Consider the following 26,152-nt stretch of genomic DNA (forward strand, 5'->3'; position numbering starts at 1 on the left):
ATAAAAAGGAAAAAAGTATGATCGGACAACTGCTCGTAGGATTGATTGCATTATTGCATGTTTATATTTTAGTGCTTGAAATGTTTTTGTGGGATAAACCCGCGGGTTTAAAAGCATTTGGTAATAGTTTAGAAAAGGCAAAACTAACCAAGATCTTGGCACAAAATCAGGGTCTTTATAATGGTTTTCTTGCCGCAGGTTTATTGTGGTCGTTGTGTGCACCTGAAAGCTACGCATTGCCTTTAGCGAATTTCTTTTTAGGCTGTGTGTTGGTGGCTGGTATTTATGGTGGGCTGACCGCCAGTAAAAAGATTATTTATATTCAAGCTGTGCCGGCATTGATTGCTTTAATTGCGGTTAACTTTTTTTAATGGATAAAGGTATTCACTCGATCTCGTTTGTGTTTTAATGCAATCAGTTTGAGATGAGCCTCATACAGTATATCGGACGATACGATATACGACTAAGCCCCTTAATTGGGGCTTTTTTACGATGATATAAATGATTTTAATTGGTTAAATGTTGTCTAAACCGAACCATTGACGTTTTTGATAGGCACTGTCCCAAAACAACCATTCCAGTTTTGCACCCATGGTATAAGCTGCGTGCATTTTTGCTAAAGTATCTTCATCACAGCGCGCCGCTACTTTATCCACGGTTGCTATCACATTGCGTACCGCTGTATTAAATTCTTCACCTGCATAAGTATCTATCCATGCTTGGTACGGATTATTCGCAACCGATTGGCTCACGATATCTTTCCCCACTTCCGCGTAAATCCAGAAACAAGGCAGTAGTGCTGCCAAAATCACGGGATAGCTTTCTGACCAAGCCGTCGCTGTCAGGAAAGAGGTGTAATGATGACAAGCGAGTGTCAACGGCGTGTTTTCAAACTCGGTTTTAGTAACGTCAAATTCCTGCATAAAATCATTGTGCAAACTGCGCTCCACAATAATCGCAATTTTGGCAGCCTCAGAAAACTGAATCACATCATCTGCATCAAAGGCTTTTGCTGCCGCAACTGCAAGTGCCCGACCATAAGCCAATAAATAATGTGCATCTTGAATCACATAATGACAAAAAACCGTCCGATCCAAGGTGCCCGCAGCCAGTTCTTGGTTAAAGGGCAAGGCTAAAATTTGTTGATATAAATGGTGGTTGCGTTGCCAAAGTGTCTGGGAAAAAGTCATGAATTGAACCTGTTAAAAAATGATGAAAATGAATCGTGTTAAAACTATAACAGAAGTCGGTTTTGATCGCGTTTGATCTCAAAATAAGTCCAACAATCTGCACTATCTTTCGGCAAAAACTCGCCTACAATAGACACATTTTTATGACCCAACAATTTCGAATAAAAGGCTGCTCATGAAGCATTTCCGTTTTTCAATATTCTTTACGATCGTGTGCTTGGCACTGTCTGCTTATTGGGGCTATACGCATGGTCCTGAGGCGGGTGTGTCAACCATGCTCAAAGCCTTAACCATTACGGCCATCTTGGCCATTATGGAAGTTTCACTCTCGTTTGATAATGCCGTTGTGAATGCCTCAGTGTTACGTAACTGGGATCATTTTTGGAAGATGCTATTCTTAACTGTCGGTATCTTAATCGCTGTATTTGGCATGCGTTTAATCTTCCCCGTTATGATTGTGGCTGTGACCGCAGACATGGGTATGATGGAAGTGGTGAAATTGGCACTGAATGATCCAAAGGCATACTCCGCACGCCTCATGGAACATCATCCTGAGATTGCTGCCTTTGGTGGCACATTCCTGTTAATGGTGTTTTTAAACTTCTTCTTTGATGATGAAAAAGAAACCCATTGGTTCCGTTGGATCGAATCTAAACTTGCGCATTTGGCCAGTGTCCCTGCGATGTCTGTGTTTATTGCATTGGTGGCGATGTTGATTATGGCGTCGCATGTCGATGAAGCGAAGCGTTTGGTTGTGACCATGGCGGGTATTTGGGGCATTGTGGTTTACATTGGCGTGAAAGTCTTAAGTCATTTACTGGGTGGTGAGCCCGAAGTAGACGAGAGTGGAAATGCAGTAACCTCAGGTGCTGATGGTGCGTCGAAGGGTGTGGTAAAAGCAGGAATTGGTGGTTTCTTGTATTTAGAAGTGCTCGATGCATCTTTCAGTTTCGATGGTGTCATTGGTGCGTTTGCGATTACCAGTGATGTAGTGATCATCATGCTGGGTCTGGCGATTGGTGCGATCTTCGTACGTTCGATGACGATTTATTTGGTCGAGAAAGGGACTTTAGAAGCTTATATTTTCCTAGAACATGGTGCTCACTATGCGATTGGTGCTTTGGCATTTATTATGATTACCAGTGGTACTGGGGTGCATGTGCCAGAAGTGGTCACAGGTTTGATTGGTGTAGCGTTTATTGTTTGGGCGGTGATCGCTTCCATCCAATACAACAGACGACAGCAACAACTGCCTTAAGCTTGAATTCAGTTTAAAGGCTTAAAATAAAACTAAGGGGCGGAAACGTCCCTTTTTAATTTTTAGGTCGTGTTTTTTTAACGCTTTGTGAGCGGATGGCTTATAATCCGCTGAGCCAGTTTTAGTGTCTTGAAATGATGAATGCTTTAGAACGCCGTTCAACCTTTGCCTTAAGTAGCATTTTTGCCTTACGCATGTTGGGCTTGTTCATGATTATTCCTGTGTTTGCGGTTGCAGGACAATCATACCAATATGCAACACCAGCATTGATCGGTTTGGCGGTTGGCGTGTATGGACTGACCCAAGCACTGTTACAAATTCCATTTAGTTTGCTGGCGGATCGGTTTAATCGTAAGCCCTTGGTCATCCTTGGCTTATTGTTATTTGCACTCGGTGGTGCGATTGCGGCCATGTCAGAAACCATTTATGGGGTGATTATTGGTCGAGCAATTGCGGGTGCTGGCGCGGTTTCTGCGGTGGTCATGGCTTTGCTGGCAGATGTGACGCGTGAAGAGCAACGTACTAAAGCTATGGCGATTATGGGCATGAGTATCGGTCTGTCGTTTGTGGTTGCCTTTAGCTTAGGTCCTTGGTTGACTCATCTCGTGGGAATCTCAGGGCTGTTTTGGGTCACGACATTGATGGGCTTGATTGCGATCGTGATGTTGTCGTTGGTTCCCAAAGTCACACGCCATCATCGCAACTTTCAACAAGGCTACTTGCCACAGCTTAAACAAGTCATTCAGATGGCCGATTTAAATCGACTGCATGTTTCTGTTTTTTCTTTACATTTACTTCTCACCTCGATGTTTTTGTATGTGCCATCGCAGTTAATCGAATATGCTCAAATTCCTTTGGCAAAACATGGTTGGGTGTATTTACCGTTATTGCTGATTAGTCTATTTTTTGCTTTTCCAAGCATTATCATTGCTGAAAAATATCGCAAAATGCGCGGTATTTTCTTGTCTGCAATCGCAGGGATTATTCTCGGACTCTTTATTTTGATTTTTGGTTATGAATCAAAATATCTGCTATTGGCAGGTTTGGGTATTTTCTTTATTGCGTTTAATGTTATGGAAGCGCTACTGCCATCGTGGTTGTCTAAATCGGCACCGCTGCAATCCAAAGCGACTGCGATGGGGGTGAATGCCAGTGCCCAATTTTTAGGTGCATTTTGTGGTGGTATTTTGGGTGGTCAATTGATCATGTTACAGAATACTGCACTGGGTTGGAGTGTCTTGACGGTCATTGCTATACTATGGTTGTTGATTAGTTTTAGTCTCGCCCAGCCGCGTTATTTGTCTTCAGTGGTGTTTACATTACCTGAAATTAAACAAATGGATGAGTGGACTTCAAAACTATTGGCAATTCGTGGTATTGAAGAAGTTGTGGTGATGCCTGATCAGCAAGTTGCTTATATTAAAGTCGATAAACAGTGTTTAGATGATGCTGCGCGACAGGATTTAACGCAGCTGTTGGGGAAAGAGCTAGCCATTTAAGCATAACTCTTATAAAGTAAAACACAGAAATACATAGGATGATGACAGCAAATGCGTGGTGTGAATAAAGTAATTTTAGTCGGTACTTTGGGTAAAGATCCTGAAACAAAAACTTTTCCAAATGGTGGCTCGCTCACACAGTTTTCGATTGCAACTAGTGAATCGTGGACAGATAAAAGTACGGGCGAACGTAAAGAACAGACTGAGTGGCATCGTATTGTATTGCATAACCGTTTAGGTGAAATCGCGCAGCAATATTTGCGCAAAGGCTCAAAAGTGTACATCGAAGGTTCATTGCGTACACGCCAATGGACAGACCAAAATGGTCAAGAGCGTTACACCACAGAAATTCGTGGCGATCAAATGCAAATGTTGGATTCACGTCAGCAAAGTAGTGAACAGAGCGGTGGCGATTTTAACCAACCACGTTTTAATAACAATAATAATCAAGGCGGTGGTTACCAAAATACAGGTTATAACAACAATAACCAAGGTGGTCAGGGTCAAGGCAATTATGCGGGCAATCCACAAGCGGGTAATGGTTTTAATACACCAAAATCTGCACCACAACCTGCTGCGACAGCACCTGCTGATTTAGATGATGATTTACCATTCTAATTGGTTGAATTAAGATTTAAAAAAAGCCCCTTTTCAATAGTTGAGAAGGGGCTTTTTTATGGGTTATTCACGATAAAGATAATAGGATGGCATGGGGTTTCTAGGCGACAGAAAATAAGAAATATAAAGATATCTATGTTGCGCGGTATTTTTGAACAATGATGGCACTCGCCAATATTGTGCATAATTTTTACAATTGGCTCTCTCTTTTATTATAAAAATGGCTCTCGTTTCTTCAGAGTCAAAACGACAAATTAAAGCCATAGCAAGTATGCATACGGAAGCGCCGCTTAAATCATTTTTCTTTCTTATGGAAAGAGATGGTTTGTACGGCACAATTTTTAGGGATATATGGGGCATTGAGATAGATACGTCTCGAGTTGCTAATATCCCCAATAGGTTAAGGAAAATGATATGGCAGCACATCAACACGGTTCTGAAGCCAATCTCTCCCAAAATTTAAAACATGGATTGCAATCACGACATCTGACCATGATCTCTATCGCGGGTGTGATTGGCGGCTCTTTATTTATCGGTTCGGGTAATGTGATTTACTCAGCAGGTCCAGCAGCGGTACTGGCATATGGTTTGGGTGGGTTACTGGTTTTATTTATTATGCGTATGTTGGGGGAAATGGCAGTTCAAAACCCTGATAGTGGCTCTTTTTCAACCTATGCTGATCGTGCCATTGGTCGTTGGGCTGGTTTTACGATTGGTTGGTTGTACTGGTGTTCATGGGCATTACTCATGGGATGGGAAGCCTATGTCGCAGGTAAAATCTTAAATAACTGGTTTCCCTTTATTCCCATTTGGGGCTATATGCTGCTGGTGATTGGTTCCTTGGTTTGGATCAATTTGCAGAACGTAAAAAACTATGGTGAATTTGAATTCTGGTTTGCGTTAATTAAAGTTATTGCGATTATTATCTTCTTAGTAATTGGTAGTTTAGCTGTAATGCATTTGTGGCCATGGGGAGATTCAGCGACCTCTGGTATTACTAACCTGACCGCACAAGGCTTTATGCCGAATGGTTTTTCATCTGTGATCACTGCTTTACTGGGGGTCATGTTCGCTTATATTGGTGCCGAAATCGTAACCGTTGCCGCAGCAGAGTCCAAGAATCCATCCAAAGAAATCCGTAAAGCTTCAAATTCAATTGTATGGCGGATTATGCTGTTTTATGTCGGTTCTATGCTGATCACTGTTTGTCTCATTCCACATAATAATCCACTTTTAAAAGATCCAACGTGGGGAACCTATAGCGTGACCTTGAGCGCATTGGGTATACCTGAAGCACGTCATATTGTCAGTTTTGTGGTGCTCACCTCGGTTTGTAGCTGTTTTAACTCGGCTTTATATACCTGTTCACGGATGCTGTTCTCTTTATCTAAACGGGGTGATGCACCGAAGAGTTTGGGGCAGTTAAATAAAAAAGGCAGTCCTGGGATGGGGGTGGTGGTGTCTTGTTTATTTGCATTGTTTGCGACGTTCCTGACCGCAACTGAGAGTATGAATGTCTATGATATTTTCATGCTTGCAACAGGTACGGCAGCGCTGTATGTGTATTTAACCATTGCTTTCTCACAGCTTCGTATGCGTAAAAAACTAGAAGCAGAAGGGGTTAAACTTGATTTTAAAATGTGGTTATTCCCTTGGCTGACCTATTTGGTGATTTTTGCCATTATCGGTTCTATTATTACCATGTTGATTGAGGGAACCTATTTTAAAGAAGTGACCTATACTTCTTTATTGGCGCTATTTATTGTGACTGTCGGTGTGCTGGTGCAAAAATTTAATTGGGGTAAAAGCCGCCAAAGTGAGATTCTGCAAGAGAAACAATCTATTTAATTTCTTTGTTCAGTCGATGTTCTTAGAACCTCTTTTTAGAGGTTCTTTTTATTTAGCTTAGGAATGATTATGAAAGGGTCGGCACGTTTGCTTCACGTAAACATTGTAGCAATACACCAAAAGCCATCACCATGTCTTTTTCATTGACACAGGCAAAGCCCATCAACAGACCTCGTTGGGCGTGAGCATGTGATTGCATGTAGTATTGTGAGAGTGGGCGGACTTTGACCCCTCGTTCCAGCGCAGTCGCAGCGATGGCGACATCATCACAATGGGCCGGTAATTTTAACACTAGATGTAGGCCTGCTGCTTCATCATATTCATGGATAAACTCAGCGCCGAGATAACGCGTAATGAGACTGACCAGATAGTCTCGTCGTTTGCCATAGAGCAGGCGCATACGGCGAATATGGGCTTCATAATGTCCTTCACGAATAAACTCAGCTAAGGCTTTTTGTTCCAGCAAATGCCCGCCACGATATAACTCGGCAGCCACAATTCGCAGAGGTGAAAAAAGCGCTTTGGGAACCACGAGGTAACCAATACGCAAAGATGGATAAATGGTTTTACTAAAAGTGCCCATATACAACACAGGGGCATGATTTTCTAAACCTTGAAGCGATGGATAAGGTTGACCTGAAAAACGAAATTCACTGTCATAATCATCTTCCACGATCCAGCTGTTGTGTTGACGTGCAATTTGAATGAGTTGTCTGCGTCGATCTAAACTGAGGTGGGAACCTAGCGGATATTGGTGAGACGGGGTGACAAAGATCAGTTTTGGAGGCTGGGTTGGGTTATTTTCAGGAATAATGCCTTCAGCATCCACAGGCATCGGTTGAATGTTGACGCCATTGATTCGCAGCGTATTGCGCATGCCCCAATAGGCGGGATCTTCAATCCACACACAGTCTCCAATATCACTGAGTGCACGTGAGACCAAATCGATGGCTTGGTGGATGCCCTCAGTGATAATGATCTGATCGGCGTCACATTGCACGGAACGTGCCACGCGTAAATAATCAGCCAAGGCACTGCGGAGTTCGATACAGCCACCTGCATTACTATAAATCAGTCGATTGACATCGGGTTCACGACTTAAACGGGCTTGAATCCGACTAAAAATATGATGGGGAAACTCAGTCACATCGGGTGCACCCGGCACAAACGCACCCCACTGATGTGGAGAGGCAGCAGCATAACCCAATAAGTTTGAGCCACGCTGTGATAAAGCATAAGAGCTTTCAATGTGAAGGCGTTCGGGGTTGTTCTTTTTGTTTTTGGTATTCAAGAAACTTTCAGGGAGCTGCTCTGCGACCCACGTGCCATGTCCAGTTCGTGCCTCTAGGTAGCCTTCTGCTTGTAATTGTTCATAAGCACTGAGCACGGTATTTCGAGAGACGTGAATTTCACTTGCTAAATCACGTGAGGCGGGCAAACGCGTCATCGGTTGGACAACGCCCTCAATAATTGCCGTACGCAGACAACGAAAAAGACGTTGATGTAGTTTGCCCTCAGTGTCTTGTTGGAGTCTTTGCAGCAAATGATCTCCAAGTAAACTACGCAATTGGCTCTCTCCTACAGTTTGAAAATGGCTCTCGTCAGTTGTCATCAGACGAGCGAAATTACAGCTATAGACAGTCATTGTATCTCATCCTAAAAATCGACTCCTAGGATGCAAGACTAAAGCTGTAACTGACGATGATATATGAGGGAATAAAATGGACGCTCAACATTCTGCACTGAATACCCGTAAACAGCAAGCAACCCCACGTGGCGTCGGTGTGATGTGTCAGTGGTATGCGGAAAAAGCTGAAAATGCAACGATTTGGGACAAAGAAGGTAAACAGTACATCGATTTCGCGGGTGGGATTGCGGTACTCAATACAGGACACCGTCATCCGAAAGTGATCGCTGCTGTCACAGAGCAACTGACTAAATTTACCCATACCGCTTATCAAGTGACCCCTTATGAAAGTTATGTTGCTTTGGCTGAACGTATTAATGCACGTGCGCCAATCGCAGGGGCAGCGAAAACGGCATTTTTCACTACAGGCGCAGAAGCGGTTGAAAATGCCGTGAAGATTGCGCGTTCATATACAGGCCGTCATGGCATTATCACCTTTGGTAATGGTTTTCATGGACGTTCATTTATGACCATGGCGATGACAGGTAAAACAGCACCCTACAAACGTGACTTTGGGGTGATGCCAGCAGGCGTGTTTCATGCACGTTATCCAGTACCAGAAAAAGGTATTTCGATTGACACCGCCCTTGAAAGCATTGAAAACATTTTTAGTGAAGATATTGCAGCGCATGATGTGGCTGCGATTGTGCTTGAACCTGTACAAGGCGAAGGTGGTTTTAATGTGGTGCCAGCTGAATTTTTAAAACGCTTACGTACCTTGTGTGATAAACACGGTATTTTATTGGTTGCAGATGAAGTTCAAACGGGTTTCGCACGTACAGGTCAACTGTTTGCCATGCATCATTATGAAACCAAAGCTGACCTAATCACGATGGCAAAAAGCTTAGGTGGTGGTTTTCCGATTTCTGGTGTGGTGGGGCGTGCTGAGGTGATGGATGCACCTAATCCCGGTGGTTTAGGCGGCACTTATGCGGGTAGTCCAATCGCAGTTGCGGCTGCGCATGCTGTGATTGATGCCATTGAGGAAGAAAAGCTATGCGAACGCGCCAATGAGTTGGGTGCAGAGTTGGTGGTTGCACTTAAAGATATTCAGCGCGCAGCAGGTGATATTGTGACCGATATTCGCGCGTTGGGTTCGATGGTTGCGGTCGAGCTTGAAACGGCAGAACAAGCAAAAGCGATACAAACTTATGCGATGGAGCATGGTTTATTGATTCTCACTTGTGGAAAATATGCGAACGTCATTCGTTTCCTCTATCCATTAACGATTCCTGCTGAGCAATTCCGTCATGGTGTCAATATTCTGAAAAAAGGTTTTGCAACACTCAATGACGCTACTGCAAAAGCAATGGAGCAATTTGCATGATTCAAGATAATTTGCAGTATTTATTACAACACCCCGATATTTCATTTGAAGCTCCGGCCTCAAACAATCATATCGAAGTCAATGATGCTGCGACAGGTGAAACACTGGCATGGGTGAAAAGCTATGACCGTGCAGAGGTTGAAGCGGCAATTGATCGTTCAGCCAAGGCACAAGCAGCATGGAAAAAGCAAACAGCCTTAGTTCGTGCTGATGTGCTGTTGGCATGGTACGACCTCATGCTTGAGCATAAAGAAAATTTGGCGCAGATTTTAACCGCTGAGCAGGGCAAGCCATTGGCTGAAGCACGTGGTGAAATTGCGTACGCAGCCTCGTTCATTCGTTGGTTTGCAGAGCAAGCGCGTCGTATAGATGGTGAGGTTTTAACGCCGACATTGCCAAATCAACGTTTGCTGGTGATCAAACAAGCGATTGGGGTCACTGCAGCGATTACGCCGTGGAATTTCCCTGCGGCCATGATCACACGCAAAGCTGCGCCAGCAATTGCTGCGGGTTGTTCGATGTTGGTGAAACCCGCAGAACAGACACCATTGACCGCGTATGCACTCGAGGTATTGGCTTTGCAAGCGGGTTTGCCTGCGGATGTACTGCTCCATATCAGTGGTGATGCGATCGAAGTAGGTCAAACGCTCTGTGAAAGTGATGTTGTGCGTAAATTGAGCTTTACAGGTTCAACCCAAGTGGGTCGTATCTTGATGCAACAATGTGCCCCAAGCATTAAAAAACTCTCGCTCGAATTGGGTGGTAATGCACCTGTGCTGGTGTTTGATGATGCCAATCTGGATCAAGCGGTTCAGGGCATTATGGCGAGCAAATATCGCAATAGCGGACAAACGTGTGTTTGTGCCAATCGTATTTATGTGCAAGATGGTATTTATGATGCCTTGGCAGAACGCTTGGTTGAAGCGGTGTCTCAACTGCAAGTCGGGGATGGACGCAAAGAAGGTTCAACGCAAGGTCCTTTAATTGATGAAGATGCGATTGCCAAAGTCCAGTCTCATATTGTGGATGCGACCGCTAAAGGTGCAACTGTGCGGATCGGTGGTCAACGTTCAGCACTCGGTGGTACCTTCTTTGAGCCAACGGTTCTGACCAATGTCACCCAAGAGATGAAAGTATCGAAAGAAGAAACTTTCGGGCCGCTGGCACCGTTATTTCGTTTTAAAACCGAAGATGAAGCGGTGGCGATGGCCAATGATACTGAATTTGGTTTAGCAGCATACTTATTTACCCAAAGCAGTGCTCGTCAATGGCGAGTAGGTGAAGCACTTGAATACGGTATGGTTGGCATCAATACGGGAGCGATTTCCAATGAAGTTGCGCCGTTTGGTGGGATGAAACAGTCAGGTTTAGGACGTGAAGGCTCTAAATTCGGTATAGAGGAATATCTCGAAATGAAATATCTCTGTATGGATTTGTCAGAGTAAGCACTGCTACGCATAACGCTGTTGTATTGATTTTAATGAAAAACGGTCATGCCCATTCATGATCGTTTTTTATTTTTTTAAAGCTGATCTAGCAATTATAGGCAGTAACCGCTATTGGTTTCCCCAAGTTGACGTAGGCCATCGATTAACGTGTCGATAAGCTTTTCAACCACTAAGCGTTGTCCTTTTCGTGACGCATAGACCAACTGAACCGTTCCTCGATTGGATTTCCATTCAGGGAGAATATGAATTAGTTTGCCCTTCTCAATATCGGCTTGCACGGTTAAATAGGGTAGGTCTGCGATGCCGATGCCATCACTTACCGCATAATACACGCCAGCCAAATCATTACTTTTTACTCGAGGTGAGTAAGGTACATCAACCGTTTCATCACGATTCACGCTGCATAAATGCCAAATATATTGATGCTTTTGGATACCTAAAGCCACACTTGGATAATCTTGTAATTCTGAATAATGTTGGATCTGTTTGCCTTGCAATAATTCGGGGGCTGCAACCAAACAATGTTCAGTGCGGATCACATCACGAACAATCAGGCTTGAATCTTCAGTGGGTTCAAAGTTGGTTCGGATCGCGATATCAATATCATCATGTAATACATCGACACGGCGGCTGGTGAGTTCTAAGGAGATTTCAACTTTGGGATGGCTTTTTAAAAACTGATTCAGTAATTTGCGTACTTGGAAATGCATCATTAAAGGCGGGCAGCTAATTTTGACCAAACCTTGCGGTTCACTTTTTTGTTTGAGCAATACATTTTCAGCACATTCAACTTGAGCAATCACCTTGCAACACTCTTCATAAAACTCTTGGCCGAGTTCGGTGACTTTGAAGTGCCGTGTTGTTCTTTGAATCAGACTGACATTGAACTTATTTTCTAGATCAATAATACGTCGACTCAGTTTGGATTTGCTGATATTTTCCGCTTCACTGGCCGCACTAAAGCCCCCATGTTTCACCACGAGATAGAAATAGTAAAAGTCATCAAATGAGTTCATCACGGCAAATGAAATCCTATAAAGGTTAAAGATTAGAATAGCATTGACTATTCTAATCTTTAGTGCAGTGGCAGCTTTATTTTTGTGAGGTGTTTTGATTGTAACTATTGATCAGGTTGCGATAGTCAGGGATATGATTTGAGAACAATGCACCTAGACCTTCGATATCATTACGCCAGTCACGATGCAATTCACACGCCATACCAAACCAAGTCATCATTTGCGCACCCGCTTTCGACATACGATCCCAAGCGGCGTCGCGTGTTAAGGCATTAAACGTGCCTGATGCATCGGTAATCACAAACACTTCAAACTCTTCTGCAAGCGCAGATAAAGTTGGGAAAGCGACACATACTTCAGTGACCACACCCGCAATAATCAATTGCTTTTTGCCAGTTGCTTTAACAGCTTTTACAAAGTCTTCATTGTCCCATGCATTGATTTGACCTGGACGGGCGATATACGGTGCATCAGGGAACATTTCTTTGAGTTCAGGAACCAATGGGCCATTTGGACCATTTTCAAAGCTTGTGGTTAAAATAGTAGGTAAATTGAAGTATTTAGCGGCATCTGCAAGTGCCAATACATTGTTTTTAAATTTATCTGGATCTATGTCACGCACCAATGAAAGTAAACCTGTTTGGTGGTCAACTAGTAGTACAGCTGCATTGTCTTTGTCTAGGCGAATATAGTCTTGACTCATTAGTGGTATTCCTCATGTTTTTGTAAAATGAATAAGAGCGTAGATGATCTCTTTTTCGTATTGTTCTAAATGATGCTAGCTAAATTTATAAATTGAATGAAGTCTAATAAATGAGATTAAGAATATCAAAAATAGGATGATTGAAAATCCTAGCCACTTAAGTGGTTTTTATTAATGGAATTGTCTCATATATAGAATAATGTGTTGTCAATCTATGTCTATAAGCAGTCCTCTGTGAAGCGTACAATCTATATTAATAACAGAACTTCTACGTTACAGGAGAAACCAAATGAAAAAAATTCTCGGTGTGTATCAAAATAAGCAAATGCACTGGGTTGGTGATGGTTTTCCAGTCTATAACTTATTTTCCTATGACCGTTTAGGGCAAAGTATTAGTCCATTTTTACTCTTGGATTATGCTGCTCCGTATCGGTTTGATCCAACCACAGCACAGCATGGCGTGGGTTCACATCCACATCGTGGTTTTGAGACAGTTACCATTGCTTACCAAGGAGAGGTGACGCATAAAGATTCTGCTGGCGGTGGTGGAACCATTCAAGCGGGTGATGTGCAATGGATGACAGCTGGAGCAGGGATCTTGCATCAAGAGTTTCATTCTCCTGAGTTTGCTCAGCAGGGTGGTTTGTTTGAAATGGTACAACTTTGGGTAAATTTGCCAGCACATTCAAAAATGACGCCAGCAAAATACCAAGCCATTGAAGCCAGCCAAATACAAAGTATTGCACTAGATGATGTCGGAAGTGAATTACGCGTCATTGCTGGTCAATATCAGGATACGACGGGCGCAGCTAGCACGTTTAGCCCTGTCAATGTGTGGGATGGAACAATAGTTGAAGGCCAAGCGCATACTTTTTATGTGACAGAAGGGCATAGTGCCTTGTTTGTGCTGCTGTCTGGAGAGGTGATATTCAATGAAACTCAAACGATTGAAGCACCAAGTTTGGTGGTTTTAAGTCGTGATGAGATTGATTTTAATATCAAGGCTCAACAAAACAGTAAATTCCTGGTTTTGACAGGTCAGCCACTGAATGAACCCATTGAAGGTTATGGTCCATTTGTCATGAATAGCAAGGCTGAAATTAGGGAAGCGATCGATGATTTTAATCATGGTAAATTTGGCGGTATTGCGAATTAATTCATCGATTAATCAGTAAGATATAAGAAAGCCCGAAACTCCATTAGAGTCTCGGGCTTTCGGTGTAAAGGGTGCTCTATTGATTTTTTTAATGTTATGTCACTTATAATTATTCAGCTTGTTATGTGACTTTGTTCTCGTTATTGTTTAATCAGAATAGCGCGGTTTTTGTACTTTGCAAAGCCCCTCAATCACTAAAAATGGAGAAATAAAGACGGATCTGTATGATTTTTGCTAATTTTATATAATAAATTGAATATTATCATGTTCTTAGCGTTAAAATTTTAATTGTGATAAAGTGTAACAATAGATATTAACCACATTTCGACAAAACTCTGACTTTAATGCTGAATCTGGTATTTTTTAATACCGTATTTAGGTTAAGGATCAGTCATAATCAATAAAAATCATCAACTGATGGGACATAATTTTGGATATTGCAATTATAGGCAGTGGAATGGCAGGGCTTGCTGCAGCCAGAATCCTACATGATGCGGGACATAAAGTAACGATATTCGAAGCACTTGCTGGTCGAGGCATGGATAGTCATAGTATTGATTTCGACGGCGGAATCATTGATGCACCTTTGCGTGTGATGAACCCAAAGCTTTGGAAAAATACGCTGAGTCTAGCGAGCTACTTAGGGATTGAAACATTCCCAGTACGTACTTTTATGGCCTGCAGTTGGTTATTTGAAGACAGAACTGAAACATGGTTGACCACGTCGCGTAGTCGTATTGGTAACTTTCCGATCATTAATAACCGTAAAGGTATCCAGCAATATGGTTGGCGACTGGTTAAAGGCCTGTTGCAACTTAAAACTGCGGTGAATCAATTTTTTAAATCAGAAAATCAAGACATCACCTTAGCTGAATTTATGAATCAATATCATATTGAGGAAGTATTTTGGCATGGTACGGTGATGCCAGTTCTATACACCATCTGCACTTGCCATCCCAAAACCATTGGCGAGTGGCCTGCAAAGCCGCTATTAGAATTTATTCGCCAACTGACTGAAGGTGAAGCTTTATTGCGAATGAAAGGGGGCACACCTGCTCTGGTCAGTCGTTTAATTGAAGGGATTGAAATTCATAGTGGTTCACCTGTGCAAAAAGTTGAACAACAAGGCGAACAAATCTTGGTGGAAAATGCACAAGGGGAAAGACAGCTTTTTGATCGTGTGGTGATTGCAACGCCAACGCCTGCTATCGAAAACTTCCTGAAGCAGCCTCAATTTGCCGATGACATTGCATTACTTCAGAAGTTCAGATTCGAGCAAGGTGATCTCGTCATACATACCGATCCAATCGTGATGCCAGAGCGCCGTAAAGATTGGGCGGTATTGAGTTATATGATGGATCGTAAGTTCACCCGTCAGCAATTCACAGTGTGGATCAATGCAATTGAGCCAAGTTTAGTCGGTAAAAATGCCGTGTTCCAGACATGGTGTCCTGTGATTGACATTGATCCGAAAAAGATTATTTCCAAGGTGAACCTTACGCGTGCTGTGGTTGATTCGGAAACAGTGGCATTGAATAAACAGATTCAAGAACGTCATTTAGACAGCAACCGTAAAGTCTTTTATTGTGGTTCATGGTCATGTGATGGTTTGCCAATCTTAGAATCAGCGGTCACTTCTGCGATGAAGATTGCTGAAATTATCGGTGCCCCAGCTCCTTTTGTTGGACTTAAACCTAAAGTGACGGTCGCGCCTGAACTCGGTTATTGATATGGTTCACCTAAAGCAAGCACTGATCGAGAAAATCCTAGGGCATAAGTATGCGATTGATGCAAAACGCCTTGGTGATGACTCTCTGCTTGCTTGGAGTAATTTGGGTTATTGGCAAGCACCACAGCAAGGTTCACAGCAATCGCATTATCGGCTTGCTTGCCAACGTTTAGCGGATCAAGTCGCAAGCGTTGTCCAACTCAAAAAATCAGATCGTGTTTTAGATCTGGGGTGCGGGCAGGGTGCAAGTTTATTGCATTGGCTTAATGAATATGATGTGGAACAACTTAGTGCAGTTGAATTACAAACAACATGTATAGAACGAATTCAAAAAAATTTGCCGCAGGTTGAAAGCTATTGCCAATCTTTTTTGAATTTAAAACAATTGAATTTTTTAAATTCATTTGATGCGGTGATTTGTATTGATGCGGCTTATCACAGTAATTTGAATTCATTTCTCAATTCGGTCACTGCAGTTTTAAATTCAAATGGACGTCTTGGATTTCATTATTTGATGTGGTCAGACACATGGCACAATTGCAGTTACCTACAAAAACAACAATATCGTTATCTGTTAAAAAGTGCTGATGTGCAGTGGCAGCATTTGATGAATGAGCAACAACTTAGACAAGCCTTAGCACAGCATGGTTTAGGTGATATTGTTATTCAGGATTTTTCAGCGCCTGTTTTAGATGGATTTGCTGAATATATTGAAACAAGCGCGATAGAGAAAAGATCGTTTGATCTTGCTCAATTCAAAATCGGCATGACGGCCAAGTTATGTCGAAAACTCTATCAAGATGGTTTAGTACGTTATATTCAAATCAGTGCTGTTAAAAACTAGCGCATAAAAAAGGCTTAAACTCGATGAGTTTAAGCCTTTTTTGAATTTGATGGTGCCGGCACACGGATTCGAACTGTGGACCTACTGATTACAAGTCAGTTGCTCTACCAACTGAGCTATGCCGGCAACGTGGCGTGAATTTTACCGAATTTAAGTAAAAAGACAAGCGAAAAAATGAACAATTGGCTGGATTGGGTAGAATTTAGTTGTAATGTGTAGGGGAAGCGAGGGAAATCCATCAGTAGATTGAATCTAAGTTGGAAAGCCGAGAATAATGGGAGCTTTTGCTCCCTTATTTTTGTTGCTTTGACAAGATATAAGAAAAATGATGTAGAATACTTACTTTATTTTAATTTTTATTTAAATAATAAAGAGTTGGTGGTTAAAAAAATGAATATTGATGAGTTAAAGAAACAATTATTAGATTGTCTAGATGCAGAAGAGTTAGATAATACTCGAATCCTCTCTTTGACTCATCAACTTGCGAATTTTGACGAGAGTAAAGTCAGGTTTTCAGTAGATGCAGGGGTTATTGATAGACTTGGGCAAGAGCTAGTAGCTAGACAAGAAACGGCTGTTTCTGAGTTGGTAAAAAATTCTTATGATGCAGATGCTCAATATGTTTCTCTTAACTTTTTCGATTCTAAAGATATAGGAGGAACTCTTGTTATTGAAGATGATGGGCTGGGGATGAGCCGTGATGATTTAGTTAATGGCTTTATGAGAGTTTCTTCAACCTCTAAAATTCATGAGCCTAGGTCTCCTCTTTTCAATAGACAAAGAGCGGGACAAAAAGGTATCGGTCGATTTTCTGTTCAAAGATTAGGCCGGAAACTAACTATTATCACACAGACTAAAGATAGTGATACTTCGCTCAAACTTGTAATTAATTGGGATGACTATAGTAGGGATGGAAATTTATTTGTAGTTGAGAATAAATTAGAAATTATTCCAAAAACTAAAATAAATGGTACAACTTTAATTATTGAAAACTTACGTGATCGTTGGAGTAAAGCTTCGATTCAAAGAGTTTACCGCTATGTAAGTGAAATAATTACTCCGAAGTTTTTAAGCGAGGAAATAATTGAGACTGAAAATGATAATTTTGATGTCGAATTTTTCGAAGTAAATCAGGGAAAAAAACAGAAAGTTGCTGATTCAAGTATTATGCTTTATCAGCATGCTGTAGCAATATTTGATGGTTATATAGATGACTTGGGATATGGATGGCTTAGCATAAATAGCAAACGCCTTAAAATAAGTAATGAAAAAATTCACATTGGATTTGAACCAGAGGATAATAAATCTGCATTTCCTAATATTAGAAATATTAAATTTAAGGTCTTTTATTTTATATATGATTCGGAACTTATTTCTAAAACACATTCGACGAGTATAAGAAATAAATTAGCTAAAGAGGGAGGGGTAAAGCTATACAGAAATGGATTCAGAGTTTTACCATATGGAGAAGAAGGTGATGATTGGCTACGATTAGATGAGTCATCACGACGTAGAGTGATTCTAATTCCTCATGGTAATAATAACTTTTATGGTTTTGTTGAATTAGCTGATCCTGAAAATGAATTTAATGAGACTTCTAGCAGGGAGGGATTGATTGATAATGAAAGCGTTCGTGAGTTAAAGAATTTTGTTCACAGAGCACTAGTTACAGCGGTAATGCGTGTAGGCGCTGCGCGTGGTACAAAAGTCACAACATCGCAAAGAAAAGATGGGAAAAATTGGGAAGATATAGAATTTCGTATAAGAAATATTGCACTTAGTCTAGATGAACTGGATAAAGAATTTGAAGGTGAAGAAAAAAAGGTTACTCGTCGCCGAGTAGTAAAAAAGTTAAAAAAAGATATATCTGAATTAAAAGTTGCACATGAGGCAGAGCTTAAAAAAACAATACAAGAGCGTGCTATGCTGAGAGTTCTAAGTAGTGTTGGTATTACTGTTTCACAATTTATTCATGAAATTAAATATTACATGGACAATATCCAAAGCGATATTAATTTTCTAATTAGAGAGTTAGATGGAAAGGATGAACAAAATGCTTGTCTAGAAACAGTTAAAATATTAAAAAATAATTTTGATTCGTTTAAAAATTATACATCTTATTTTAATGCGGTAGTATCAGCAAATCTTGTTAGAGAGTTATCTCCATTGAATATTCGAGAAATTGTACATTCATTCATTTCATCTATGAAACATGATGCAGAAAGACTTGGTATTGAATTCTTACCACCTAAATTTAATAAAACTTTTCTTTATACAAAGTCCATGCATCCATCTGAATGGTCTTCTATTTTATTTAATTTGTATACTAATTCAAAAAAAGCTATAGCAAGAGAAAAGATTAACGGCAAAATTTTAATAGAATGTGGTGAGTCAGATGATTATATTTTCTTAGAGTTTTCAGATAATGGAGATGGTATCAAGGAAGGTGATGAACTATTAATTTTTAATGAATTTTTTACTACTACTTCAGCTGTTTCATTTGATAATTTTGATTCAAGTAGTGAGGTTGCAGGTACAGGATTGGGACTAAAAATAGTTAAGGATATTGTTAAATCTCATCGGGGTAATATTGATGTTGTTTCAGCAAAAGCTGAGTTTTCCACTTGTTTTAGAGTCGAAGTTCCGAAAGCGAATGACAAAGAGTTAAGAGAATATGGCCTATAAAATTTTATATTTAGAAGATCTTCCTCCATTTACAATTGCCAGAGAAATCGAGCAACAAGGGTTTAAGGTCATACCTGTTCAGCCAAATGATAATTTTGAAGAAACATTAAGTCAAATTCAAAGTATTGGTGCTGATTTATTGTTGATGGACTTCCGGCTCAATGCAGGAAAGGCTAAATTTAATGCTCCACCATTTGCTCAGTTTTTTAGAAGTCAAGTCATTGATGGTGGTATAAATTTGCCTATTGTAGTGATTTCCAGTGAAAATAATATACGTGATTATTACCGGGACTATACAAGCTTCGATCTATTTGACTTTGCTGTAGATAAAGAAACTTTTTTACAAAATACAGAAAAATACTGCAATTTATTCAATGAGTTGATTGAGGGTTATCAATTGCTTAAAGAAAGTCAATCAGCTCAAGTAAAAGTGGATCTTAACTTATTAAAGGTCCCAGAAACTATAGAAAATCAACTTGATAGTAGATTTCTAGATTTATTCTCAATGGAAAAATATCAAACTAATGCTTGCATGATGACAGGTTTACTATTAACAACTTTAGTTAAGCCCGCAGGGATTCTTATTGGTCCTGATATTCTTTCTGCTAGATTGGGGGTATCTAGTTCCTCCCCAGATTGGAGTTCATTAATAGATGAATTAAAAAATTTTAAGTATACGGGTTTATATAGTAAAACATATGATCGCTGGTGGTCTCAGGGTGTTGATATTTGGTGGAAGTCGAATTTTCCTACTCTTACAACTTTAAGAAGACTTTCTGCGAACGAACGGTGCAACTATATTAGTGAAAAATTTGGTCTTAGTAATCTCCAAGCATTAGAGAAAGATTCAGATTTTTCAAATAGTAATAGATTTTGGACAGTATGTTCAGGAACATTTAGCCCTCTAGATCCTATAGATGGTTTTGAAATTGCACGCGACCTTAATAATTCACCATGGCTAGAACCAAGATTTTATTCATTAAATTTTCTAGTGAATTATGCGAATCAAGATAATATCAAAGAATTAAAAGAACCAGAACGTGAGCGTTTAGCAGAAGTAAGGAGTAATTCTTAGATGCCGTGGGAGACAGATCAATTTTGTAAAGATTTACAAAAATTTGCTGATATTATAATGAGATATGATGATAATGGATATGTCTCTAGTGGTTTAAGTGCCTTATATAGAGTGTCGGGACAAATTCGCAAGGAAGGCAATTTGCGGCATCAGATTGATGATGTAGTTCTAACCGTTCATAAAAAAATTTCTGGCACAAGGCCAATAGAAGTTAAATCCTTAAATATCTATATAGAATGTTTGTGTAATGTTGACTTGAGTCTCAACACTGATCAACAGGACTTAATAAGTGAATATGGTTTGCAGTTGGTTATCATCGGGGATGCTGATGGGAGGGAGTATGTAAATTGCTGGCATCTTGATAAAGATATTCCACCACAGGAAGGTGATACACATAATACGATTCATCCTAGTTATCATTTTCAAGCAGGAGGAGATGGACTTGAGGGGAAAGATACGGGACAATTGCTTCTTGTAACTGCACCTAGACTTCCTCATCCACCAATGGATATTTTTCTTGCAATACATTTTGTTATATGTAACTTTTTTAATAAAAGGGATTATCCTTTTGTGAAAAATTTATTTGAAGATGTAGATTATCAAGATATTTTAGATCGAGCTAAGCAAAGAATGTTTATACCATATTTTAGAGCTTTTAATGAGGATTGTAAGCACCTAGATTTTAATTTAGGAAAAGTATTTCCACTCGCTGTGTTATTGTAAATGAAATTAGAAGATTTAAACTTGTTGCGTGATTATACTACTGGAATTAATGATGTTAATAGAATCATTGTAACATCATTTCTACAGAGCAATAATATAGCCAATATTAATAATGAGTATATTTCTAAATTAATAATAGGCGAAAATGATTCGGATTATGAAGCTTTTTTAAAGTTTAGTAATACATTAAGAATTATTACATTTGATGATCTTATAAAATCGTTTGAATACATTATTTCTCCAGTGGATAAAGTTGTAACTGGTGCAGTTTATACCCCTGAAATTATTCGAAAAAATATTATTGACAATATTCTAAGGTTTGACGTAAATAGTAAAGATGATATAAAAATATGCGATCCTGCATGTGGTTGTGGGGGGTTTCTTTATTCTGCTGTAAAAAAAATAAAAGACTTGAATTCTGCTTTAACCTTTTATGAAATATATGAAAAATATATTTTTGGTTTAGATTTAAAGGATTATTCAGTTGAAAGAACTAAAATTTTATTAAACCTTCTTGCTATAGTGAATGGTGAAGATAGAGTTAGTTTTGAATTTAATTTATATACAGGGAATGCATTAAGTTTTAATTGGGAAGAAGCTATTAATGATTTTAAAGGCTTCGATATAGTAGTTGGCAATCCCCCATATGTAACATCTCGAAATATAGAAGATGAATCACTTGAGTTATTAAAAAGATGGAAAGTTTGTAGTACAGGACACCCAGATTTATATATTCCTTTTTTTGAAATTGGCTTAACTATTTTAAAGGAAGAAGGTACTCTTGGCTTTATTACAATGAATACTTTCTATAAATCAATAAATGGAAGGGCATTAAGGCAATATCTAGGTGAAAGAAAGTATAAATTGTCTATAACTGATTTTGGTTCGACTCAAGTTTTTTTATCAAGAAATACATATACTTGTATTTGTATTGTCGAGAAAAGTTGCTCCGAGGAAATTTATTATAGAAAATTGGAAAATCTTACTGAGTTGGATTCAATAAAATATTCGAAAATTTCTTATGATTCAATGGATCATCTTGGTGGATGGAATTTAAATAATATCAGTATAGTTAGTAAAATCGAGAAGGTTGGTGTTCCACTTAAAGATCTATATAAGGTTAATAATGGTATTGCTACCTTAAAAAATAATATTTATATCATAGATCATATTTCTGAAGATAAAGATAACTATATCTTGAGTTGTGGTGCAAAAATAGAAAAGAATATATGTGTTGATATAATTAATCCTAATAAGCTTATTGATACTTCTAATCTTGATGAGTTAAAGAAAAAGATTATTTTTCCTTATAGATATGAGGAAAATATAGCAAAGATCATTTCTTTTGAAGAATTTAAAAAAGAATATCCTAATACATATTCATATTTATTAAAGCATAAAGAAGATTTAGCAGGGCGGGATAAAGGTAAGCGTGAATATGAAGAATGGTATGCATATGGCCGTAGACAAGGAATGGTTAAACATAAATATCAACTATTCTTCCCTCATATAAGTCCTAAAATTCCAAATTATGTTATTTCTGAACAGGAAGACCTTCTTTTTCATAATGGGCTTGCAATACTTTCAAATGAGAGAGAATCATTAGAAATATTGAAAGTTCTAATGAGCTCTAGACTTTTCTGGTTTTATATAATAAATACTAGCAAACCATATGGTTCAGGATATTTTTCGTTTAGCAAAAACTATATTAAATCATTTGGTATTTATAGATTTAATGAAGAGCAAAAAAAGTTTTTATTGAGTAACGCAAAAAAAGCAGATTTGGATAATTTTATCGAAGAGTTGTATGAGATAAACCTAGATTCAGTTATGTAAATTACTAAAGTACATATGGTAGTTATAAAATTGATCTATCACATGTATATTTGATCAATATTTTTGCCGAAAAACATCTTTCAAATTGGTGATAATTTAAATTTACCCGAATTTATGTTTAGGAAAAGGCAAAGTTTTAATTCCTCAATCCATCAATAAAATCAGACCATTCCTGCATCATCTTTGTTCGATAATCTAAATGCTGAGCATGGTTGTAAGCCTGTGATACAGCATTACCAACTCTATGAGCTAGTTGAATTTCAATTGCATCGTACATATAACCTTGTTCATGTAGGGTTGTAGATGCAAGTCCACGGAAGCCATGTCCAGTCATTTTACCATTGTAGCCCATCGTACGGATCACGCACAAAATTGCATTACTACTCATAGGTTTGGCTGTACTGTGATTATAAAAAACATACTGCTTTCTGCCTGTGAGCGGTAATAAGCTTTCTAGTAGTTCAATTGCTTGTCTAGATAATGGAACGAGATGAGGCAAAGCCATTTTCATTTTTTCGGCGGGTATACGCCATATCTTGTTCTCAAAATCGACTTCACTCCATTCCATCATTCTGAGTTCAGCAGTCCGTACAAAAGTTAGAGTCATCAACTGAAGTGCAGTTTTGATCACTGGATTGCCATGGTAACGATCCATACGTTCAAGAAAGGCAGGAAATTCAGAAATATCCAAACGCGCCATTTTTTTACTTTGCGTGGCTTGAGAGCCTCTCCTAAGTGTGTGGAGTAGGATCATTCTCAATAATGCCTTTACGGATTGCATAGCGAAAAATACGACCAGCTAAAGGTATAGAACGTTTTGCCATTTTCAATGCACCACGCCCTTCAATTTTTTTGCACTGGAAAGAACGTCTTTCCCTTTGATCTGATCAAGTGGGATGTTACTTAACGTAGGAAAAAGATCTTTTTCAAAGACAGATAAATCGCGTAAATAAGTGCCTTCAGTAATTACACCTTTTCGATTTTCATTTATTCCATCGCAAGTGCCCTGAAAAGCGTGCTTTCGTCTACTTGTCATTTTTCTGCGTCTTTGCTTCGTTTGGATGAATACCATCTTTTAATTTTAACTTCGCTTCATCTCTTATTCTTCTTACCTGTGCAAGCGTAGAGTCGGGATATGAACCAATACTGAAAATATTTTCTATGTCATTCAAACGAAATTTTATAGGCAAATGCATGCCTCTGAAGGAGGGTAGGATTTAATAGGGTCAATTGGAATACATAAGGCAATAAAAAAAGCTTAAACTCTTTAGGTTTAAGCTTTTAGGATTCTATGGTATTTCATAGAAAATAATCTTGGCGGTGAGAGAGGGATTCGAACCCTCGATACGCGCAAACGTATACACACTTTCCAGGCGTGCTCCTTAAGCCACTCGGACACCTCACCAAGGTGTGGGATAGTAACCAAAAAAAAACCAACTGCCAAGCGACAAAATCATAGATTTGCAGAAAAAGTTTTTGGCTAGTGGTAATATGGCGCAATCTCAAATTCGATTTGATTGAAATATATGCAAAGTTCTGCAAAAAAAGCCGCATTGCCAGCTATGACGCTGGCAGCCTTAGGGGTGGTCTTTGGAGACATTGGAACAAGCCCATTATATGCGCTCAAAGAGTCATTCCATGCAGCACATGGTCTGGGTATCCAACCTGAAAATGTTTTAGGTATTTTATCCATCATTTTCTGGTGTCTAACCCTGATTATTAGTATTAAATACATCGCAGTCGTGATGCGAGCTGATAATAACGGTGAAGGCGGGATCATGGCTTTATTGGCCTTGAACCTGAGAAAAGCAAAAATTCCAGAAGATAAAAAAATATACTTAATTGCGATTGGTTTTATTGGTGCATCTCTTTTCTTTGGCGACGGCATTATTACCCCTGCGATTTCGGTATTGTCAGCAGTAGAGGGGCTTTCGGTCGCCACAGATGTTTTAGATCCATTCATTGTGCCGATCGCGATTGTGATTACCTTATTTCTCATGCAGAAAAAAGGAACCGCTTTTGTCGGTAAATTCTTTGGCCCCATTACCCTGATTTGGTTCTTGTCATTGGGTATTTTGGGAATCTCCAGTATTATTCAAACACCTGTGGTATTGGGAATGTTCAGTCCACATTGGGCGATCCAATTCATCTATACCCATCCTGTGATGTCTTTTTTCATCATGGGCGCAGTGGTGCTGACAGTAACTGGTGGTGAAGCGCTCTATGCGGATATGGGCCATTTTGGACCTTTTCCAATTCGATTAGCATGGTTTAGTATTGTTTTACCTTCGTTGCTGCTCAATTATGCTGGCCAAGGTGCTTTGCTATTGAGAAATCCTGCGGCAATAGAAAACCCATTTTATTTACTGGTACCAAGTTGGGCACTGTATCCAATGATTGTGCTAGCGACGATGGCTGCAGTCATTGCCTCGCAGGCGGTGATTTCAGGCGTTTTCTCTTTGGCTCGTCAAGCAATTCAATTAGGATATTTGCCTCGTTTAACCATTAAGCATACTTCAGAGTCAGAAGAGGGGCAGATTTATGTGCCTTTTTTAAACTGGTTATTACTTGTAGCAATTATTGTTTTGATTTTGATCTTCCAAAACAGCTCTAATCTAGCAAGTGCATACGGTTTAGCTGTGACGCTAACCATGCTGTGTGACACTATTTTAGTGGCAGTATTTATTTACTCAGCGTGGAAATGGAGCTTACCAAAAGTTTTATTGCTGATTATCCCATTTCTTATCATCGATCTTGTACTGGTCAGCGCCACCTCACTTAAAATGTTCTCTGGGGGCTGGGTTCCACTCCTGATTGGGGCGATTGCGGTGACTATTTTGATGACATGGAAACGTGGTCGAGAAATTACTTTTGCGCGATTAGAACATGATACTTTGCCTTTAGATTTATTCGTTAAAAGTATCGGCAATGAAGTGCACTGGGTTTCAGGCGATGCGGTATTCCTCACAGGAACACCAAATGTAGTGCCACATGCAATGTTACATAACATCAAGCATAATAAGGTGCTCCATGAGCGGAATATTTTGGTCACAGTCGTGGTGCAAGATATACCTTATGTGTCGCAGGATGAGCGGATTGCAGTTGAAACCTTAGCGGATCATTTCTATCGTATAAAAATCTATTATGGTTTTAAAGATGAGCCAAATGTTCCGAAGGCACTTCGCCAAGCCTATGAGCAATTGGAAATCGAATATGATCTCATGCAGATTAGTTTCTTCATTTCAAGAGACCGTATTATTTCAACCGTCGGGCAGCAAGGCATGCGTCCATGGCGTGAAAAACTCTTTATCTCGATGCAGCGGAATACCAGTCCGGTGAGTGACTTCTACCAGATCCCAACTAATCGTGTGGTGGAGCTAGGCAGTCAGATCGAAATTTAGAAAAAATGCATATAAAAATGGCACCATCGCGTGCCATTTTTATTGTTTGATGATCAAGTGAGCAGTTTGGCGACATAAAGTGTCGTTCTTTCCCACTTGTGAATATACA

Annotated in this window: 19 protein-coding genes, 2 tRNA genes and 1 pseudogene; 15 read left to right on the forward strand and 7 right to left on the reverse strand. The window is 39.6% G+C overall.

Annotated elements, in window-relative coordinates; genetic code table 11:
* Nucleotides 1-17 precede the first annotated feature (17 nt).
* Entirely contained in the window at nucleotides 18-371 is a 354-nt protein-coding gene (locus EXE30_RS00770; RefSeq protein ID WP_130160786.1) for a DUF1304 domain-containing protein, read from the forward strand.
* Between the two features lie 144 nt (nucleotides 372-515).
* On the opposite strand, the gene tenA is transcribed toward EXE30_RS00770, so the two are convergent.
* Nucleotides 516-1,190, reverse strand: a complete 675-nt coding sequence (gene tenA, locus EXE30_RS00775) for a thiaminase II (protein ID WP_130160787.1) — start codon at nucleotides 1,188-1,190, stop codon at nucleotides 516-518.
* A gap of 175 nt (nucleotides 1,191-1,365) precedes the next feature.
* Here tenA and EXE30_RS00780 point away from each other — a divergent pair, with 175 nt between their 5' ends.
* The 4 genes from EXE30_RS00780 to EXE30_RS00800 all read left to right on the forward strand — a co-directional run bounded on the left by EXE30_RS00780 (nucleotide 1,366) and on the right by EXE30_RS00800 (nucleotide 6,413).
* On the forward strand, nucleotides 1,366-2,448 hold the full coding sequence (locus tag EXE30_RS00780) for a DUF475 domain-containing protein (protein ID WP_121928997.1): 1,083 nt from the start codon (nucleotides 1,366-1,368) through the stop codon (nucleotides 2,446-2,448).
* Nucleotides 2,449-2,582: 134 nt separating this feature from the next.
* On the forward strand, nucleotides 2,583-3,947 hold the full coding sequence (locus EXE30_RS00785) for an MFS transporter (protein WP_130160788.1): 1,365 nt from the start codon (nucleotides 2,583-2,585) through the stop codon (nucleotides 3,945-3,947).
* A gap of 51 nt (nucleotides 3,948-3,998) precedes the next feature.
* Nucleotides 3,999-4,565, forward strand: a complete 567-nt coding sequence (gene ssb, locus EXE30_RS00790; protein WP_004673380.1) for a single-stranded DNA-binding protein — start codon at nucleotides 3,999-4,001, stop codon at nucleotides 4,563-4,565.
* 414 nt (nucleotides 4,566-4,979) lie between these two features.
* Complete coding sequence (locus EXE30_RS00800) at nucleotides 4,980-6,413, forward strand: amino acid permease (RefSeq protein ID WP_130160790.1); 1,434 nt, start codon at nucleotides 4,980-4,982, stop codon at nucleotides 6,411-6,413.
* Between the two features lie 67 nt (nucleotides 6,414-6,480).
* Here EXE30_RS00800 and pdxR read toward each other — a convergent pair whose 3' ends face one another.
* Complete coding sequence (pdxR, locus tag EXE30_RS00805) at nucleotides 6,481-7,980, reverse strand: MocR-like pyridoxine biosynthesis transcription factor PdxR (protein WP_213072736.1); 1,500 nt, start codon at nucleotides 7,978-7,980, stop codon at nucleotides 6,481-6,483.
* Nucleotides 7,981-8,134: 154 nt separating this feature from the next.
* Here pdxR and gabT point away from each other — a divergent pair, with 154 nt between their 5' ends.
* Both gabT and EXE30_RS00815 read left to right on the forward strand, forming a co-directional pair.
* Entirely contained in the window at nucleotides 8,135-9,427 is a 1,293-nt protein-coding gene (gabT, locus tag EXE30_RS00810; protein WP_130160791.1) for a 4-aminobutyrate--2-oxoglutarate transaminase, read from the forward strand.
* A complete protein-coding gene (locus EXE30_RS00815) occupies nucleotides 9,424-10,872 on the forward strand; it encodes an NAD-dependent succinate-semialdehyde dehydrogenase (protein WP_130160792.1) in 1,449 nt (482 codons plus the stop codon). Before gabT ends, EXE30_RS00815 begins: the two co-directional genes overlap by 4 nt.
* A gap of 95 nt (nucleotides 10,873-10,967) precedes the next feature.
* Here EXE30_RS00815 and EXE30_RS00820 read toward each other — a convergent pair whose 3' ends face one another.
* Together EXE30_RS00820 and ycaC are read right to left on the reverse strand one after the other, a co-directional pair.
* Nucleotides 10,968-11,891, reverse strand: a complete 924-nt coding sequence (locus EXE30_RS00820; RefSeq protein WP_165382349.1) for a LysR substrate-binding domain-containing protein — start codon at nucleotides 11,889-11,891, stop codon at nucleotides 10,968-10,970.
* Nucleotides 11,892-11,967: 76 nt separating this feature from the next.
* Nucleotides 11,968-12,594, reverse strand: coding sequence for an isochorismate family cysteine hydrolase YcaC (gene ycaC, locus EXE30_RS00825; RefSeq protein ID WP_130160794.1), 627 nt, complete (start codon nucleotides 12,592-12,594; stop codon nucleotides 11,968-11,970).
* Between the two features lie 289 nt (nucleotides 12,595-12,883).
* Here ycaC and EXE30_RS00830 point away from each other — a divergent pair, with 289 nt between their 5' ends.
* The 3 genes from EXE30_RS00830 (at nucleotide 12,884) to EXE30_RS00840 (ending at nucleotide 16,323) form a co-directional block, all read left to right on the forward strand.
* The gene (locus EXE30_RS00830; RefSeq protein WP_130160795.1) at nucleotides 12,884-13,750 is read left to right on the forward strand and encodes a pirin family protein; all 867 of its coding nucleotides are present in this window, start codon (nucleotides 12,884-12,886) and stop codon (nucleotides 13,748-13,750) included.
* 430 nt (nucleotides 13,751-14,180) lie between these two features.
* Nucleotides 14,181-15,479: an FAD-dependent oxidoreductase gene (locus EXE30_RS00835; RefSeq protein ID WP_130160796.1), complete on the forward strand. Its 1,299-nt coding sequence runs from the start codon at nucleotides 14,181-14,183 to the stop codon at nucleotides 15,477-15,479.
* Between the two features lies 1 nt (nucleotide 15,480).
* The gene (locus EXE30_RS00840; RefSeq protein WP_130160797.1) at nucleotides 15,481-16,323 is read left to right on the forward strand and encodes an SAM-dependent methyltransferase; all 843 of its coding nucleotides are present in this window, start codon (nucleotides 15,481-15,483) and stop codon (nucleotides 16,321-16,323) included.
* Between the two features lie 50 nt (nucleotides 16,324-16,373).
* Here EXE30_RS00840 and EXE30_RS00845 read toward each other — a convergent pair.
* A tRNA-Thr gene (locus EXE30_RS00845) sits at nucleotides 16,374-16,449 on the reverse strand.
* Nucleotides 16,450-16,713: 264 nt separating this feature from the next.
* On the opposite strand from EXE30_RS00845, the gene EXE30_RS00850 reads away from it, so the two are divergent.
* From EXE30_RS00850 to EXE30_RS00865, 4 genes are read left to right on the forward strand one after another with little or no spacing between them, the layout of a single operon-like run.
* Nucleotides 16,714-19,008, forward strand: a complete 2,295-nt coding sequence (locus tag EXE30_RS00850) for a sensor histidine kinase (protein ID WP_130160798.1) — start codon at nucleotides 16,714-16,716, stop codon at nucleotides 19,006-19,008.
* Nucleotides 18,998-20,083: a PleD family two-component system response regulator gene (locus EXE30_RS00855; RefSeq protein ID WP_130160799.1), complete on the forward strand. Its 1,086-nt coding sequence runs from the start codon at nucleotides 18,998-19,000 to the stop codon at nucleotides 20,081-20,083. The genes EXE30_RS00850 and EXE30_RS00855 overlap by 11 nt, the downstream gene beginning before the upstream one ends.
* On the forward strand, nucleotides 20,084-20,806 hold the full coding sequence (locus EXE30_RS00860) for a hypothetical protein (protein WP_130160800.1): 723 nt from the start codon (nucleotides 20,084-20,086) through the stop codon (nucleotides 20,804-20,806). It begins immediately after the preceding gene.
* Entirely contained in the window at nucleotides 20,807-22,642 is a 1,836-nt protein-coding gene (locus EXE30_RS00865; protein WP_130160801.1) for an Eco57I restriction-modification methylase domain-containing protein, read from the forward strand. It begins immediately after the preceding gene.
* Nucleotides 22,643-22,778: 136 nt separating this feature from the next.
* On the opposite strand, the pseudogene EXE30_RS00870 reads toward EXE30_RS00865, so the two are convergent.
* Together EXE30_RS00870 and EXE30_RS00875 are read right to left on the reverse strand one after the other, a co-directional pair.
* A pseudogene (locus EXE30_RS00870) lies at nucleotides 22,779-23,841 on the reverse strand (tyrosine-type recombinase/integrase); the annotation flags it as partial.
* A 116-nt stretch (nucleotides 23,842-23,957) separates the two neighbouring features.
* Nucleotides 23,958-24,047 (reverse strand) — tRNA-Ser (locus tag EXE30_RS00875).
* 121 nt (nucleotides 24,048-24,168) lie between these two features.
* Here EXE30_RS00875 and EXE30_RS00880 point away from each other — a divergent pair.
* A complete protein-coding gene (locus tag EXE30_RS00880; protein ID WP_130160802.1) occupies nucleotides 24,169-26,043 on the forward strand; it encodes a potassium transporter Kup in 1,875 nt (624 codons plus the stop codon).
* Nucleotides 26,044-26,152 lie beyond the last annotated feature (109 nt).

It is taken from the genome of Acinetobacter halotolerans (assembly GCF_004208515.1).
GTDB lineage: Bacteria > Pseudomonadota > Gammaproteobacteria > Pseudomonadales > Moraxellaceae > Acinetobacter > Acinetobacter halotolerans.